The organism is Mobiluncus porci (genome assembly GCF_009695935.1).
GTDB lineage: Bacteria > Actinomycetota > Actinomycetes > Actinomycetales > Actinomycetaceae > Mobiluncus > Mobiluncus porci.
In genome coordinates this window covers 1-15,116 of record NZ_VUMY01000020.1, presented here as the reverse complement: position 1 = coordinate 15,116, position 15,116 = coordinate 1, and the positions used below count along the sequence as shown (strand labels likewise).

Annotated in this window: 17 protein-coding genes and 1 pseudogene; 11 read left to right on the top strand and 7 right to left on the bottom strand. The window is 55.2% G+C overall.

What is annotated here, in order from left to right:
- Positions 1 to 136 precede the first annotated feature (136 nt).
- From spxB to FYJ63_RS09665, 3 genes are all read left to right on the top strand, one after another.
- The gene (gene spxB / locus FYJ63_RS09675) at positions 137 to 1,921 is read left to right on the top strand and encodes a pyruvate oxidase (protein WP_154546174.1); all 1,785 of its coding nucleotides are present in this window, start codon (positions 137 to 139) and stop codon (positions 1,919 to 1,921) included.
- A gap of 121 nt (positions 1,922 to 2,042) precedes the next feature.
- Complete coding sequence (locus tag FYJ63_RS09670; protein ID WP_154546172.1) at positions 2,043 to 2,330, top strand: type II toxin-antitoxin system Phd/YefM family antitoxin; 288 nt, start codon at positions 2,043 to 2,045, stop codon at positions 2,328 to 2,330.
- Positions 2,320 to 2,757: a putative toxin-antitoxin system toxin component, PIN family gene (locus FYJ63_RS09665; protein ID WP_195839379.1), complete on the top strand. Its 438-nt coding sequence runs from the start codon at positions 2,320 to 2,322 to the stop codon at positions 2,755 to 2,757. The genes FYJ63_RS09670 and FYJ63_RS09665 overlap by 11 nt, the downstream gene beginning before the upstream one ends.
- Before the next feature lie 59 nt (positions 2,758 to 2,816).
- Here FYJ63_RS09665 and FYJ63_RS09660 read toward each other — a convergent pair whose 3' ends face one another.
- From FYJ63_RS09660 to FYJ63_RS09645, 4 genes are all read right to left on the bottom strand, one after another.
- Positions 2,817 to 3,263, bottom strand: coding sequence for a type II toxin-antitoxin system VapC family toxin (locus tag FYJ63_RS09660; protein WP_154546168.1), 447 nt, complete (start codon positions 3,261 to 3,263; stop codon positions 2,817 to 2,819).
- Positions 3,263 to 3,526 carry a type II toxin-antitoxin system Phd/YefM family antitoxin gene (locus FYJ63_RS09655; protein ID WP_195839378.1) on the bottom strand — a complete coding sequence of 88 codons (264 nt, stop codon included), beginning with the start codon at positions 3,524 to 3,526 and terminating at the stop codon, positions 3,263 to 3,265. The genes FYJ63_RS09660 and FYJ63_RS09655 overlap by 1 nt, the downstream gene beginning before the upstream one ends.
- A 78-nt stretch (positions 3,527 to 3,604) precedes the next feature.
- Positions 3,605 to 4,669, bottom strand: coding sequence for a glycosyltransferase family 1 protein (locus FYJ63_RS09650; protein WP_154546164.1), 1,065 nt, complete (start codon positions 4,667 to 4,669; stop codon positions 3,605 to 3,607).
- A 1-nt stretch (position 4,670) separates the two neighbouring features.
- On the bottom strand, positions 4,671 to 7,256 hold the full coding sequence (locus FYJ63_RS09645; protein ID WP_229770117.1) for a sodium-translocating pyrophosphatase: 2,586 nt from the start codon (positions 7,254 to 7,256) through the stop codon (positions 4,671 to 4,673).
- Positions 7,257 to 7,498: 242 nt separating this feature from the next.
- Here FYJ63_RS09645 and FYJ63_RS11255 point away from each other — a divergent pair, with 242 nt between their 5' ends.
- From FYJ63_RS11255 to FYJ63_RS09610, 7 genes are all read left to right on the top strand, one after another.
- The gene (locus tag FYJ63_RS11255) at positions 7,499 to 7,975 is read left to right on the top strand and encodes a twin-arginine translocase TatA/TatE family subunit (protein ID WP_277028360.1); all 477 of its coding nucleotides are present in this window, start codon (positions 7,499 to 7,501) and stop codon (positions 7,973 to 7,975) included.
- A gap of 25 nt (positions 7,976 to 8,000) precedes the next feature.
- On the top strand, positions 8,001 to 8,291 hold the full coding sequence (locus FYJ63_RS09635; protein WP_154546160.1) for a twin-arginine translocase TatA/TatE family subunit: 291 nt from the start codon (positions 8,001 to 8,003) through the stop codon (positions 8,289 to 8,291).
- The gene (tatC, locus tag FYJ63_RS09630; RefSeq protein WP_229770116.1) at positions 8,288 to 9,037 is read left to right on the top strand and encodes a twin-arginine translocase subunit TatC; all 750 of its coding nucleotides are present in this window, start codon (positions 8,288 to 8,290) and stop codon (positions 9,035 to 9,037) included. Before FYJ63_RS09635 ends, tatC begins: the two co-directional genes overlap by 4 nt.
- 181 nt (positions 9,038 to 9,218) lie before the next feature.
- On the top strand, positions 9,219 to 10,349 hold the full coding sequence (infC, locus tag FYJ63_RS09625) for a translation initiation factor IF-3 (RefSeq protein ID WP_277028424.1): 1,131 nt from the start codon (positions 9,219 to 9,221) through the stop codon (positions 10,347 to 10,349).
- 3 nt (positions 10,350 to 10,352) lie between these two features.
- Positions 10,353 to 10,547 carry a 50S ribosomal protein L35 gene (gene rpmI / locus FYJ63_RS09620; protein ID WP_154546158.1) on the top strand — a complete coding sequence of 65 codons (195 nt, stop codon included), beginning with the start codon at positions 10,353 to 10,355 and terminating at the stop codon, positions 10,545 to 10,547.
- A gap of 26 nt (positions 10,548 to 10,573) precedes the next feature.
- Positions 10,574 to 10,954 carry a 50S ribosomal protein L20 gene (gene rplT / locus FYJ63_RS09615; protein ID WP_154546156.1) on the top strand — a complete coding sequence of 127 codons (381 nt, stop codon included), beginning with the start codon at positions 10,574 to 10,576 and terminating at the stop codon, positions 10,952 to 10,954.
- A gap of 6 nt (positions 10,955 to 10,960) precedes the next feature.
- Complete coding sequence (locus FYJ63_RS09610; protein WP_229770115.1) at positions 10,961 to 11,788, top strand: TrmH family RNA methyltransferase; 828 nt, start codon at positions 10,961 to 10,963, stop codon at positions 11,786 to 11,788.
- A 143-nt stretch (positions 11,789 to 11,931) separates the two neighbouring features.
- On the opposite strand, the pseudogene FYJ63_RS09605 reads toward FYJ63_RS09610, so the two are convergent.
- Positions 11,932 to 12,170 (bottom strand): annotated as a pseudogene (locus tag FYJ63_RS09605) (IS3 family transposase); the annotation flags it as partial.
- 175 nt (positions 12,171 to 12,345) lie between these two features.
- Here FYJ63_RS09605 and FYJ63_RS11530 point away from each other — a divergent pair.
- Complete coding sequence (locus FYJ63_RS11530) at positions 12,346 to 12,666, top strand: ATP-binding cassette domain-containing protein (RefSeq protein ID WP_420846023.1); 321 nt, start codon at positions 12,346 to 12,348, stop codon at positions 12,664 to 12,666.
- On the opposite strand, the gene tpx is transcribed toward FYJ63_RS11530, so the two are convergent.
- On the bottom strand, positions 12,663 to 13,157 hold the full coding sequence (tpx, locus tag FYJ63_RS09595) for a thiol peroxidase (protein ID WP_154546152.1): 495 nt from the start codon (positions 13,155 to 13,157) through the stop codon (positions 12,663 to 12,665). The genes FYJ63_RS11530 and tpx overlap by 4 nt on opposite strands.
- Before the next feature lie 135 nt (positions 13,158 to 13,292).
- A complete protein-coding gene (locus FYJ63_RS09590) occupies positions 13,293 to 14,600 on the bottom strand; it encodes a hypothetical protein (RefSeq protein ID WP_154546150.1) in 1,308 nt (435 codons plus the stop codon).
- Between the last annotated feature and the right edge of the window lie 516 nt (positions 14,601 to 15,116).

The following is a 15,116-nucleotide window of genomic DNA, read 5'->3' as shown; positions in this document are numbered from 1 at the left end:
GAAGCTCCTGATGAGACCACTTTGAAATCAAGCGGGGGAATAAAACTCGGGTCCTCAAGGTTATTAGACATGTAAAGGAAATCTGAAAGATACAGGGCCCAAAAGTAACGCGACTCTGGGATGAAGGAAGTGCCAAATGACTAAGATTGCCGCTGGCGATGCCATGATGAAAGTGTTGAAAGACTGGGGAGTGAAGCGTATTTATGGGCTCCCCGGAGGTTCGCTCGATTCGACCATGAATGCGATCTATAACTTCCGCGACACGATCCACTATGTCGGGGTGCGCCACGAAGAGGCCGGTGCTTTAGCGGCGGTAGCGGAAGCGAAACTGACCGGACAGTTAGCGGTGGCTTTAGGCTCTGCTGGACCTGGGGCAGCCCACTTGCTGAATGGCCTCTATGATGCGAAAACCGACCATATTCCAGTCCTCGCGATTATCGGACAGGTTCCCACGAGTCGGATGAACACGGATTTCTTCCAGGAACTTGATGAACACCCCATGTTCGATGATGTCTCCGTATATAACCGCACGGTTATGACTGCCGAGCAGTTGCCACTCGTCATCGACAAAGCTATTGCTGCCGCCTACGAGCTCAAGGGTGTCGCGGTCGTGACGATTCCCAAAGATCTTGCCTGGGCTGAGATCGAGGACGGGTACGTTTCGGCAGGGACAAACTTCGTCAACAAAGACGGGGTGCTCAACTTCCCGTATGCTCCGGTTTCTGCTCCCGAAGATAAGGTTCAGCAAGTTGCTGACCTGCTGATTAACGCCAAACGGCCGCTGTTGTATTTCGGAACTGGGGTCGGTGGCGCTGCCGAGGAACTGCGGGAACTCTCTGACCTGCTGCACGCCCCGATGGGCTCCACCTACCTCGCTAAGGGGATTCTCGAAGGCGATGAGCCCGCATGGATGCTTTCGACCGGTCGGATTGCGACGAAGCCTGGCGTGGACGTGGCGAAGGCTGCGGATACCGTCCTGTTTATTGGGACGAACTACGAGTTTCCGGCCTTTAACCCCAAAGCCACCTTTATCGACGTGAACTTGAAGCCTACCGTAGTGGGGGAGCGTCACACCGCGACCGTCGGGATTTTGGCTGATGCCCCTACTTTCTTGAAGCAGTTATTGGAGGCGGTAAAGGCAAAGGCTGCTGCCGGTACGGATGTGAAAACAGCCCACGAAGGCTGGTACCAAGCCAATGTTGAAAACCGGCGCCTGTGGGACGAATGGATGAGCCGTCAGGCAAAGCGTGCCGACGACACTCCCGCCCGTTTCGAGCCGATTTACGAGGCCATCAATAAAGTTGCCGCCAATGACGCAATCTTTGGAGTCGATGTTGGCAACGTCAATATCGCCACCGGACGCTTCCTGCATCTTGACCACGACAAGCGCTTTGTGACCTCGCCGCTATACGCCACGATGGGCTTTGGGCTTCCCGCGGGAATTGCGGCTGCCCTGGCCTACCCGGGACGCCAAGTTTGGACGCTGTCGGGGGACGGCGGTTTCGCGATGATGAGCCAAGACCTGGTCACCCAGGCGGAACAGCATCTGTCGATCATCAACGTGGTGTTCACCAATAAGACTCTCGGTTTTATTGAGGCTGAACAAGACGACACCAAACAGCCGCATTCGGGGATTGACCTGTCTGACGTCGATTTCGCGAAAGTCGCGGAGGGCTTCGGTGTGAAAGGGTACACCGTGAGAAGCGGCGCGGAGTTCACCAAGGTGATTGACGAGGTCAAGGACACGAAAGACCCGGTTGTAATCGACGTGAAAATCACAGATGACAGGCTCTTGCCGGTGGAAAAGATTCCGACTCACGCCGCGGATTTCAAGGGCGGAGACTTATCGGAATGGCTTGCCTCCTATGATGCGAGCGAATTGCCGACTCTCGGTGAGTTGCTGGAAAAGTACCACGGTTAGCTGAGGGACGCTAGAAGAATCGGGGGTTGCGGACTTTGCCTCGCAGCCCCGATTCTCGTTTTAACCATTGACCTCTTGTCCTCGATAAAGGTATCCTGAATGAGGGCAAAAGGAGGACAAAATGAATTTTTATACTGCCCGAGAACTGCGTAACACCCCGAAGGAACTGTGGAAGGATCTCGAGGATGACGGCATGGCAGTCATCACTAAAAACGGTAAGCCGGCGGCTTTAATGTTCAAAGTTGATGGGCGGACTTTGGAAGAAACAGCCTGGGCAGTACGGCAAGTGCGTTTCAACGAGACACTTCGTAAAATGCGCGTGCGTGCCGAATCGATGGGGTTCATGACCGATGAAGAAATCGAGGCTGAGATCGCTGCCGCCCGCGAGGAAATGCACGATGCGGCCTGATAGCCCTGGGAAACTCGTTGTGATTGACACGAATATTCTCGTGTCCGCTTTGTGGTCTCCTAACGGTATACCAGCAAAAATCCTCGGATATTTGGGCGAAATCGGGCGGTTAATTCCTTGTTATGACCGCCGCATTATGGCTGAATATGTAAGTGTATTAAACCGTCCCAAATTTCACTTCGACCTCGACGAAGTCACTGTCATCCTTGAGGAAATCCGTAAAAAAGGATGGCTTATTATCGAGCCTGGCAATATTGACCGTATTCCGGGATTCAAGCGCACCCAGTTCCCGGATCCGGACGACATCAAATTCGTCGAAGTCGCCTATGCCACCGGCGCACCCCTAGTGACCGGGAACCTCAAGCATTTCCCGGGAGTATCCTTTGCCAAAACCGCCAAAGATTTTCTCAGTGGCATTGAAGCCTAGGGGGCAACCGCGAGGAAATTAGCTTGATTCCGGGCTCTCAAACAGGTGGAAACGAATGACTACAAGTCGGCCCTAATAAGTTCTAAAGCAGTTTCCGGAGGAATCGTGGGTATTGGGGATTTCACGGAATCTCGCTTATCTCGGGTCACAATGTAGTCGGCTTGAAACTGCATGGCGCTTACCGTTTGAATGGCATCCTCGAAATCTGAGAATCCCAGAGAAGTTGCTTTAGTCAAAATCTCGGAGTTCAACTCGACGATATTCACCACGCGCTGTAGCACGCTAACGATGGAACTTACTTGCACGAGATCTACCAGTTTTCGCAGTATGTAAACCGAATTTGGGATGGTAAGAGCAGAAATTGCTCCTGTTGCCTGTTCAGTTTCAAACAGATGAAAAAGTTCTTGAGCGGGAGCCGCGAAAGGCTCTCTGTTTGAAAGCAAATCAACAACCACATTGGTGTCAACAAAGAACGAATATCGGGTGCTGAACCCTGGCGTTGCCATTACTCACCGTCCGCATCAGACCGTGATAGGAGATATTTCGCTAGGCGCTCATCGCGCAGTTTGTCCCGGTCACGCACGTAATCCACGTCTCCCTTTGCGATTCCGACAAGAGAATCAATCAAGAAAGCCTGGGCCTGGTTTTTGCCAAGAATGCGCGCCACTTCGCGACCATTGCGGGTAATCACAACGGGCTCGCCGGATTCAGCAATCCGAAGATATTCCCCGAATTTGTTTTTCACTTGCGTTGCGGTTGCGACTGGCAAAAGAAACACCCCCAAAAAAGTTAGCTAAGTTTTACGGAGTAATTTTAGCTAACTTTTGGGGGTTGCGGCAAGAGGAAGCTACGCGTGGGGGATGTCGCCGAGCCAGTCGGTTACGGCCGCAATCAGGGCGTCATCAAAGGCATCGTCGGAGTGGTGGTCGCCGATCCATTTTTGAATCGAGCCTCCGGCGCAAGCATCCAACTCGGCCCGTGCCTCTTTGGGGTTCACGACCGCCCGCCACAGCATGTTTTTGGCTTCATCAATGGTTTTATAGAAGAACGGATACCCTTCCGGAACCAGAGCGTGAGCCCAGGGGAGATCGGGGAAAATTCCGATAACGCCGGCGCCCAGCGCCTCCACATACTCAATCCCGTAAGACTCCTCGGAAGTCGTTGCCAGGAATGCAGTAGTGCGCGCCAGCGCCTCCCAGTAGGACTGTCGTGTCGCGGTCAGGGGCCCGACCCAAATCCAGTCGCGGTGGGAGAACTTCATTGCCGCCTCGCTCACCAGGTGGGTCTCGTGCAAGCGCATCTCGACTCGAATCGGGGTTTGCCGACGCACCCACTGCACGACTTCCAAGAAAATCTCGGGGCGTTTGCGCGCGGAGAGATAAATCGAGGGATAGAGGACAACGGGAATTTCCGGTTCTTGGCGAGGCTGGACGTGAGCGAGGCGGAACCCGAGGTTCACCCAGCCCAGTTGCATCTGTTCATGCAGCGGTTTCACCGTCCATTTCTGGGCGATTTCCCGCACTTCCGAGGCGGTTCGCTCCGAGTTCGCAAAGGTCGGGAACAAGGCGCAAGAAAGCGCCATCGAGGCGATGCCCTCCACGGTTTTCATGTCACGAGGTGGCCACCACATGAAGTTCATGATGCGCGGTTTGCTAGCTCCCGCCGCGTGCATTTTCTGCCACAAACGCGGAGAGTCAACGACATCCATATTGATGACCGCAATCTCGTTCGGGTCAAGAATCTCCAGGGGAGAGACCGAAAACCCGTCGGCGCGCCGAGCCGGACTGCCGATAAGAATGGAATCGGGGAAGTTCCGCAAGATCCGGCGCACCAAGGTGTCTCCGGCAGAGTGACCGGACACGCGTCCCGTTTCATCGATTTTTACAGCATCCCATTTAATCGCGAGTTTCATTTCAGGCTCCTTTCGATTCGCTCGCATTCGAGCTGGTTTCAGTTTCTCCCTCGCTAATGCTGGAGCCGGAATCCGCCTCCACTGGCTCCAAATCGGGGATGGCATCCAAAGTTGAGGCATCAATCGGGGCATCCACGCCACTGTAGGGAAGAGTCGGGGAAGAAGACCCAATAACGAGGCTCTTCACATTGCGGATGCCCCGAATCGCCGTATCAACCGGCGGCTCGTGGTCGTTCATGGAGTCCTTGGAGGCTCCGCGAATCCGCATCCGATAGAAACTCGCCCAGACGAAGTAGACCGAAGCCACGAACAAGACACCGGCGAGAATATGCACCAGCCGCGCCTGTCCCTGGTTCGTGAGGCTCACCGCGAGTTCCACCGCTAAGAGCCCAAACAGGGTCGTGAACTTGATGATGGGGTTCAAAGCCACCGATGACGTGTCTTTGAAGGGGTCACCAACGGTGTCGCCGACAATCGTCGCGTCGTGGAGCTCGGTGCCTTTCATGTGGAGGTCAACTTCCACAACCTTCTTTGCGTTATCCCAAGCCCCGCCGGCGTTCGCCATGAAAATGGCTTGATAAAGCCCGAAGATGGCGATGGAAATCAGGTAGCCGATGAAGAAGTAGGGCTCCACAAAGGCGAAAGACAGAGTCGCGAAGAACACGGCGAGGAAGATAAGCAGCATCCCTTGCTGGGCGTATTGGGTGCAGATTTCCACGACCCGACGCGAGTCGGATTCGCTGGCTCTTTCACTCGATTCATCCAGGTGGATATTGTCCTTGATGAAGGCCACCGCTCGGTTCGCACCGGTGGTGACGGCCTGGATAGAGGCTCCGGAGAACCAGTAAATCACGGCTCCGCCGGTAATCAGACCCAAGAGGAACGGCGCGTGGAGAAGCGAGAGTTGCGCCACGGCTTCTTGGTTTTGCAAAGCATTTGTGAGCGACATGATGATGGAGAAAATCATGGTGGTCGCGCCCACAACCGCCGTCCCAATCAGAACCGGCTTAGCGGTGGCCTTGAAGGTGTTTCCCGCTCCATCATTGTCCTCCAGCATCAACTTTGCCTTGTCCCAAATCGGGTTCACGGAATACTCCTGCATGAGTTCGCCCTCGATCCCGGGGACTGCCTCAATACGGGAGAGCTCATAGACAGACTGGGCATTGTCGGTCACCGGCCCGTAGGAGTCTACCGCGATAGTTACCGGTCCCATGCCGAGGAAACCAAAAGCGACCAGCCCGAAGGCAAAGACAGCGGGTGCGGCCATGAATTGATCCAAGCCCATTGTCGAGATGAGGAAAGCAATCCCCATGAGCCCCACAATCGTCATGCCGAGCCAGTAGCCGCTCATGTTGCCCGCAACCATGCCCGAAAGAATGTTTAGTGACGAGCCGCCTTCGCGGGAGGACTTGACGGTTTCACGCACGAAATGTGACTTCGTGGAGGTGAAGACTTTCACGAGTTCGGGGATAAGCGCCCCCGCCAAGGTTCCACAGGTAATAATCGTCGCGAGTTTAGCCCAAAGCAAATCCGGCTGATCTCCCATAACGAACCAGGTCACTGCATAAATGAGAACGATACACATGAGCGAGGTAATCCACACCAGACTCGTCAGTGGAGTCTCAAAGTTCATGCGGGGAGCCTCGCGGTATTTCCCGCGTACCCACGCCGCATTAATCGCGTAGGCCAGAGCCGCGCCGATAATCATGGCGGCGCGAACCGTGAAAATCCACACGAGAATCAGCGCCTGGAGGCTCGGATCGGGAACCGCGAGAATCACGAAGGTCACAAGCGCTACGCCGGTCACGCCGTAGGTTTCGAACCCATCGGCGGAAGGCCCCACCGAGTCACCGGCATTGTCACCGGTACAGTCGGCGATAACCCCGGGGTTTCGCGGATCGTCTTCATCAATCTTGAACACGATTTTCATGAGGTCCGCACCGATGTCGGCAATCTTGGTGAAGATACCGCCGGCGATACGCAGCGCTGAGGCGCCCAGGGATTCACCAATGGCGAAGCCGATGAAGCAGGCTCCGGCCACGTCTGCGGGGAGGAAGACCAGAATCACGAGCATCATCAACAGTTCCAGGGAAATCAGCACGGTCCCGATGGACATACCGGCCTGGAGCGGGATGACGTGGACGGGGTAGGGGCGTCCTTTGAGAGAAGCGAAAGCGGTGCGGGCGTTGGCAAAAGTGTTGACGCGAATCCCGAACCAGGCGACCGCGAAGGATCCGCCCATCCCGAGCAGGCTGAAGCCGATAACGATTGCGACCTTACCCCAGGTGAAGCCCACGAGAAGCTTGTAGTAGATAAAGATGATGACGGTGATAAACACCCACAGCAACAGCAGGAATTTGCCTTGTTTCACGAGGTAAGCCTTGCAGGTGGAATAGATTAGCTCCGCGACTTCCAGCATCGATTTATGGACCGGTAGGGAACGGAGTCTCACGAAAGTGAGGAACCCGAAAATCAGTCCGGCGACACAAACCAACATACCAAGCAGCAGTAGCGTCGTGCCGGCTATGCCGTGGATGGAAGCCAGGGATAAATCCGGCAAGATGAGATTCGCTTCACCCCCTCCCATTTCACCTGCAGTTGGCGACACATCCGTGGTCGCGGGAGAAAATCCGAAGAGAGGGAATCCTACAAACATCAGTTGACCTCGTTTCACTAGGGCTTTACCGATGTTTTAAGTCTAGTTTTTCCTCTCGGGTCTGGGGGGACTTTGCTGTGCTATTTTGAAAATGAGTCTTTTCGCTTGCTCTCAAAAATTCACTAGCGCACCGTGTTTTTGAGGGGCGCCACAAAATCCTTAGGATTAAAGGCGTGGAATTCTTTGGGATTAGTGGCTCGGAGCTGCTCTTGATCTTGGTCGTGGGGGTCGTCATTATCGGGCCGCGCCATGCCGCCCAGGGAATCATGTGGTTGAAAAAAGCCCTGGATTCGCTGCGGGGCTGGTCTGCTAGGTTGAGGGAAGAAACCACCGCCACCGAAGAGGGCTTGAAAGTTGACCTCTCCGCTTTTGACCCGCGCCTTTATGACCCCAGGCGTTTGGTCAAAGAGGCTGTCGCAGAAGAAATGGAACTGTGGATGCAGGCCGCTTCCGGAACTTCCAAGAACGCCCCTTACGAATCCAGCCCCGAAAAGACGATTCCGGAGAGCCTGAAACTATTCGAGCCCCAGCTTCAGGCTTTGGAAGATAAACGCCGCAGCGAACAGGCCGCAGCGGAAGGCAGCCCCACCGGAGACGAGACCGAAACTTCAACTGGAAATAATACCGATACTGAAAATAAGCTAAACTGAAAGTCAAGCGATTCAAAGGAGAAATATGGTCCCCGCGCACGTAGTCATGATGAGTGTGAGCCCCTGGGTATGGATTACTGTCATTCTTATTCTGGTGGTGGTTTTTGGAGCCGCGAAGCTTCCCGATATTGCGCGCAATGTCGGCAAGTCCGCCAAGGTTCTCAAAGAAGAGCTAAACGATTTGACGGATGACACTCCCCAGGCCACCCAGACACCTCCGGCTCAAAAAGAGCCCCCGCAGGTGCAATCTCCGACGCAGGCGGCTCCGAAGCCCCAGTCTGCGGACACTTCCACCATTCCCGAGCAGAATAATTGAGTGAGGACAAAAGCCCTCAGCCCGGGGTGATGACGATTGCGGCGCATCTAAAGGAGCTCCGGAAACGTCTCATCTCGGCATTCATCGGCATCGGTGTGGCCGCCATCGGTGGCTGGTTCCTCTACGACCCGGCGCTCGGTCACATCACCGCCCCAATGAAAACCATCGGGGGAGCCGAACTGAATTTCCAGACCATTGGCGCTGCTTTCGACCTGAAAATTCGCGTGGCCCTGTGGCTCGGCCTTCTGCTGGCTTCCCCGTGGTGGATCTCCCAGCTACTGGCATTCCTGTGGCCAGGATTGAAGAAGCGCGAGAGAAAATGGCTCGCTATCTTCGGCTTGGTCGGGGTAGTGTTGTTTCTCGCCGGAGCGGTCTTCGGGGATTGGACTGCGCCGCGCGCGGTCGATATTCTCTCTTCTTTCACCCCACCTAACTCTGCCATGTATCTCCAGGCGGACTCCTATATTCGTTTCTATATTCACCTGGTATTAGCCTTCGGGGTGTCTTTCCTGATTCCCGAAATCCTCGTAATGTTGAACTTCGTGGGTGTTTTGAAAGCCCGACAGATGCTCAAAGGCTGGCGCTGGGCGGTCATGGTCGCCTTCATTTTTTCTGCCATAGCCAACCCGCTTCCTACCCCCTGGCCGGTCATCTTGCAGGCCTTGGTGCTTTTGACGCTCTATTTCGGGGCTGTCGGAATCTCCGCGATTCATGACTGGAGGGTCGTGAAAAAAACCTCCGATTAGGCTTTTCCGCGGTTTATTGCTAAACTTATTCGGTCCGGCCGATGGTCGGCGCGAAGCGGAAACTCTTTCCCACCTCATCCCGGTGCTCGGCACGTCTTGGGTAATGGTCTTGAACTTGCACTAAAGGTGCGGGGAGTCTCTGCGCGCGCTCCAAAGGTAAAGAAACAAACTAGGAGTCCTCATTTCAGACGTAAGGATTAATGACCAAATTCGGGTGCGTGAAGTGCGCTTGGTTGGCAAAGAAGGTGAACAAATCGGGGTAGTTGCTATCGGCAAGGCCTTGATGATGGCCGAAGACGCCGGTTTGGACCTGGTCGAGGTGGCCCCCGAAGCGCATCCTCCGGTCTGCAAACTGATGGACTACGGCAAATACAAATACGAAGCCGCCCAGAAAGCCCGCGACCAGCGTCGCAATCAAGCTGCCACCCAGTTGAAAGAAATCCGTCTCGGCCTCAAGATTGACCAACATGACTACGAGGTGAAACTCGGCCACATCAAGCGTTTCTTGGACGGCGGCGACAAGGTCAAGATCATGATCAAGTTCCGCGGTCGCGAACAGTCCCGTCCGGAAATGGGAATTAAGCTTATGGAACGCTTGGCTGAGGACATTGCTGAGGACGGGATTGTTGAATCCTCCCCGCGCCAAGACGGTCGCAACATGACGATGGTCATCGGTCCGGTGAAGAAGAAGACTGACGCGGTGTCTGCCCAGCGCAAACGCCGCGAAGATGAGCGTCAAGCGAAGCGAGACGCGAAGGCGGAGCGGGCGCTTCGAAACCAGCAGCGTGTCGCGGAACAGGCCAATGCTCCGGTTTTGAAGCCGTTGACTTTCTCACAGTTGGGGGAGGGCAACCTCGGTGCGGCTGCTATTGCGGCGGAAAACATGAGTTCCGCCAGTGACACTCCACCGACTCTGCCAACTTCGAGCTCTCCGAAACCCGCAGCGACGAAGACTGCTGGTGTCAAAGCGGACGCAACCGAAAAGACCGCGGAGAAACCTGCTGCCGAGAAGCCGGCGCCGGCAAGAACTTCGGCGCGGACTACTGCGAAAACTCCGGCTAAATCAACTGCTGGAACAAAGACCACGGAGGGCGCGGAAACGAAAGCGACCCCCAAGAAGACCACCACTTCACGGACCACCGCGAAAACCACGGCGCGGAAACCCGCCGCTAAGACTGCGGGCGCGAAGACCGGAACCACGGCTCGAAGCACCGCCAAAAAGACTGCCCCAAAGAGCGAAACGTCCACTGCGGGCAAAACCGAAAAACCGAAGGCTGCCAGGTCAGCCAAGGCCGAAACAGAGGAGAAATAAAAAATGCCAAAGAATAAGACCCACTCGGGGACTAAGAAGCGCTTCCGCGTTACCGGTTCGGGAAAGCTCATGCGTGAAAGCGCCAATAAGCGCCACCTGTTGGAGCACAAGTCCTCCCGTCGCACCCGTCGCTTGAGCCAAGATCAGGTCGTGGCTCCCGCTGACGTCAAGCGCGTCAAGAAGCTCTTGGGAATTTAAGGGAAGTTAGGAAAAGGAGATAAATCATGGCTCGTGTAAAGCGCGCAGTAAATGCTCACAAGAAACGCCGCACCACTATGGAGCGCGCCGAAGGCTATCGTGGCCAGCGCTCTCGCCTCTACCGCAAGGCGAAGGAACAGGTCACTCACTCTTTCGTTTATAACTACCGTGACCGTAAGGCTCGCAAGGGTGATTTCCGGAAACTCTGGATCACCCGCATCAATGCCGCGTGCCGCGCGGAGGGCATGACCTACAACCGTTTCATGCAGGGATTGCGCCTGGCCGAGGTAGAAGTCGATCGCCGGATGCTCGCTGAGCTCGCGGTGAGCGATATCGAGGCTTTCAACGCTTTGGTGAAGGTCGCGAAGGACGCTCTGCCTGCCGACGTGAACCAGAAAGCCGCCTAGGCTTCTTTGGCCGATACGATGCTGGAGCGCCGCGAGATTCTTGACAATCCCACTTCCGAAAAGATGAGGAAAATCGAGAGCCTCTCGCGGCGCTCTTTGCGTCTCAAAACCGGCCTGACAAGGGTGGAAGGCCCGCAAGCCCTGCGCGAAGCCCTGCGTTTTGCGCCGGAGTCTTTGGTTGACGTCTACGCGAGTGAGTCGGCGCTTTTGGGAGATCCTGAACTCGGGAGCTTATTGGAAAGTTCCCCGGTTCATGGCCATATTGTGAGCGAGCGGGTCGCGAAGGCTGTGGCTGATGCGGCCCAGGGATGGATTGGGGTAGCGAGGCTCTCGGCTTTTCCGGCGCTCTCGGAGCTGTCTGGAAGGCTGGCTCTTATCCTGCCGGCCACCCAGGATCCCGGCAACGTCGGGACGTTGATTCGGCTGGCTGATGCTTGCGGGGCGAGTGCGGTTTTCCTGGGTTCGGATTCTGCCGATTCGACTTCACCAAAGGTTATCCGCGCTTCGGTCGGCAGCGTTTTTCACTTGCCGACCCCGCGTTTTACTGACCTCGCTGAGTTGGCTGGGGTTCTTCACGCGGAGGGCTGGGTGATCGCCGGAACCGCCCTCGAAGCAACCCTAGAGCTAGGCCCAGAAACAGCGCGGCAGTTTGCTGACAAGAAAATCGCGTGGATGATGGGCAATGAGGCCCACGGGCTCAGCGCCGCTGAACTCGCGCTTTGTGACACTCTGGTGTCGATCCCCATGTTCGGCCGCGCGGAGTCTTTGAATGTTACTCAAGCCGCCACTCTGGCGCTTTGGCTCACTGCCTCCGCGCAGCATTCTCGCGCTTAATGTCAGATCCGCGTTCTGGGTGGCCACAACGAATCCAATTTATAGGGACTCTGATTTTATAATCCCAGGTCAAAGCAATTCGAGATGTTGTGCTAGCGCAAAAATGGCCATGAAAGTGGCCACCCAGGACAGGGCCGCGGTTATCCAAGACGCGGATGAGTCTTAGCCCATTGACGCAGCTTCTCACGCAGGGCCTTGTCCGGGTCATCGACCCGTTCCCGGTTCGGTTTACGACGAAACGCGCTACGCGACAAACCCGCAAGCTTACAGGCCTTACCCTCGCTAATATCAAGGCGTTCCATCAAACAAACCACGCCCGCCCGGCGCCTAGCCGGGCTCAGAAGTTTCCCTCAGCCAACTCCCTCAACGCCGCCTTCTCCAGCGCTTTCACAACATCTTCCGAACTATAACCCCGTCGCTTACTCACCATGACCTCCATTCTGCCAAAAACGGCCATCAAGAACTCTCAAAACAAACGGACCTAAATTACAGAGTCATGCCAGTCGGTTCAGTCAGTATAATCGCATCTATATTGTTGCGCTCCGTGACTGGGACCAGTGTATGCGCGGTCTCGCTGCTTATCCGTTGGTGCTCCTGTCAACCGGCTCGGGCTATCGCAAATTGTCCATGAAAAGGTTTTCACCCTCTCTGGTGGTGAGCAACAGCGGGTAGCCCTGGCTAGGTGCATATTAAAACCCGGTAGGCTCATCCTTGCTGATGAACCTACCGGTGCACTCGATCCGAAACTAGCAAATGTCGTGCTTCGAGAGATACTCCAGCTTCAGCACGAATATCACAAATCTCTTATTGTTGTTACCCACGATCGCAATGTGGCAGATGCCTGTGATCTAGAGGTACAACTCAGCCCGCTAGACTAGAGCGCCGCGAGGGCCGCGTCGAAATCAGGGTCGGTGGTGATTTCATCCACGAGCTGGGTGTATTTCACCTTGCCTTCCGGATCAATCACGATGACGGCGCGAGCGAGCAGACCGGCCATGGGGGAGTCGGCGAGTTTTACGCCGTAGACATCGCCGAAATCGGAGCGGAACGCGGAGGTCGTGATGACATGGTCGATTCCTTCCGCTGCGCAGAAGCGATCCAGCGCGAAAGGAAGATCCATCGAGACCCCGATAACTTGAACCTCGGGTCGGGATGCCGCCTCGACATTGAAGCGCCTCACGGAAGCCGCGCAAACGCCGGTGTCAATCGAAGGAAAAATGTTCAACAGAACGGTTTTGCCAGCAAAATCAGCTAGGCGCAAATCGCTCAAATCTGACTTGGTGGTCATGAAGTTGGGAGTCTCGGAACCGAGAGCGGGAAGTTCCCCAACAGTTTGGACGGGATTACCTTGTAAATGTGTAGTAGCCATAAGTCCATCTTAGCTATGCAATCTCGCGGAGCGCAGAGGATAAAGCGTTAAATCATGGTTAAAAACTTTCGGGGATGTGAAGTCGAAACTTCACATCCCCAAAGTGTCCGTGTTCTAGTTCTAGAACTTCATGGTTTAGAACAAACCGGCGTTGCGGTTCCCTAAGTCGGTGGTGGTAACCCAGTCCTTCGCGTCAGCCGGATTCGCCACGCGAGAATCCAGGTTGCGGTCATTGGTTACCGAGACGTCTCCGGAGAGGCGACCGAGTTGAGAAACCTCAATCCAGTTCTTCAAACGCTTGTCCTTGTCGTTTGCCGTCCCGATGTAGCCATCGCCGAAGTTGAAGTTAGCAATGAGCATCGTGTCGCCGGGCTTGATGAGGTTGGAAACCGTCACGCGGAAGGTGCGGGTGGAAGTGGCCTTGTCGAAGCCCAAATCTTCTACGGTGGAGCCCTTGAACTGGCCCGGCGTGATGAGACGATCCACGCCTTCAGGGCCGGAGGCGCGGTGCACCTTCACGAGGAAGGACACAGTTGGGAACTCGCCGTAGTAGTTCGCGGAACCAACGTTCTTCACGCGCAAAGCCACCGCTCCAGCAAAGCCGGGGGACTTCAAGGCGGAAACCGTCAAGTACGGCTTGAGATCGAGGCTTGGGTCGCCCTTGCTCGGATCCACAGTCGGGAGCTCGGTAGAAGCCTGGAACTGCTCGGTCGGAGCCGGGAAGCCTGCATTATCGGAAGGATTGGTGTCACCCACTCCACCGATAGCGCCGTCAGGGGTTGCGTACATCTTGACGACCACTTCATTCTTCACCGGAGCCTTGGAAGACCAAGCGAAGGCTGGTCCCCACGTGCCGTTGGGCTTGCAGGCTTGCTGGGTGCCGGACATCTTGATGGTGCGGAAACCGTAGGTGGCTTCGCCAGTGTTTCCTGCCGGAACCATGTACGGGCCAATCTGTTGTCCTGCGGTGTAGGACAGGGCGTAGGAAATCGAGTAGCCCATGGTCTTCGCCAGAGAGGCCGTAATGGAGGCATTCGGGGTTCCCGGAGCGTTATTCGTCGAGGCGGTGGCACTCAAGCCCGCGTTCAACTCGCTCTTGTAGGTGAAGGAGATGGACTCCGTCTTGGACAAGGTCTGGGTCAAGGGAATCGCCTCAGCCGTGCGGTTGGTGGAGGAAATCGTGCCCTTGGGCTCGAATTCGGTGGTCACCTTGTAAACCACAGTGCGAAGATCCTCGCCGGCGTTACAAACTGGGTAGGCGTTCAAAACGTTCGGCTTCAAGTAGCTCGCGGAGCGGTAGGTGTTGATCAAGGGCAGATTCGCGTTGTTGATCACGGTTTCCGGTCCGTAGTTCTGGAAAGTGTCAGCGTTTGCCGGAATAATCATGGCGGTACCCAAGAGGGCAGCTCCAGCAACCGAGGCAAGTACGTGCTTGGTTTTCATTCAGTTTCTCCGTTTTTGTAAGTGATTGCATTCAAGACTGAACATTTCCGGCAAATCTAACGTCCTTGTCAAAGCATTTTGTCAGGTTATATTCAGCTTGCTTACAACTTACCACCAGGAAAAATTTAGACAAATTCGAGCTGTTTTTGGAAGTGCTGGGGCTGGGAATTGAAAGAAGAGAGGGAAAAATTGAGTTAAAGTAAATTAATGAAAACTCTCAAGTGACAGTTATCTCTTGAACGTAAAAATCCTAAAACCGCGTTTATCAGCGAGTTTTCATTATGAAGCGAAAGCTAGGGTGAGAGGAATCACGACCGGCCTGACAGGGCAATTTCGCTATTAGCATAATTGTTCTTCATGAAATTCTGGCCTAACTTGACCGGATGAGAAGGGTTAAAGGACAAATTGTGTGTCTGGCCGGTTAGTCCCAGGTGTTGTTGTAGGGGGTGGTGTGGTGGAGTTCGTTCCAGATGATTCCGTCGCCCCATCCGGGGAGGCTTCGCCTGGTGATGTGCT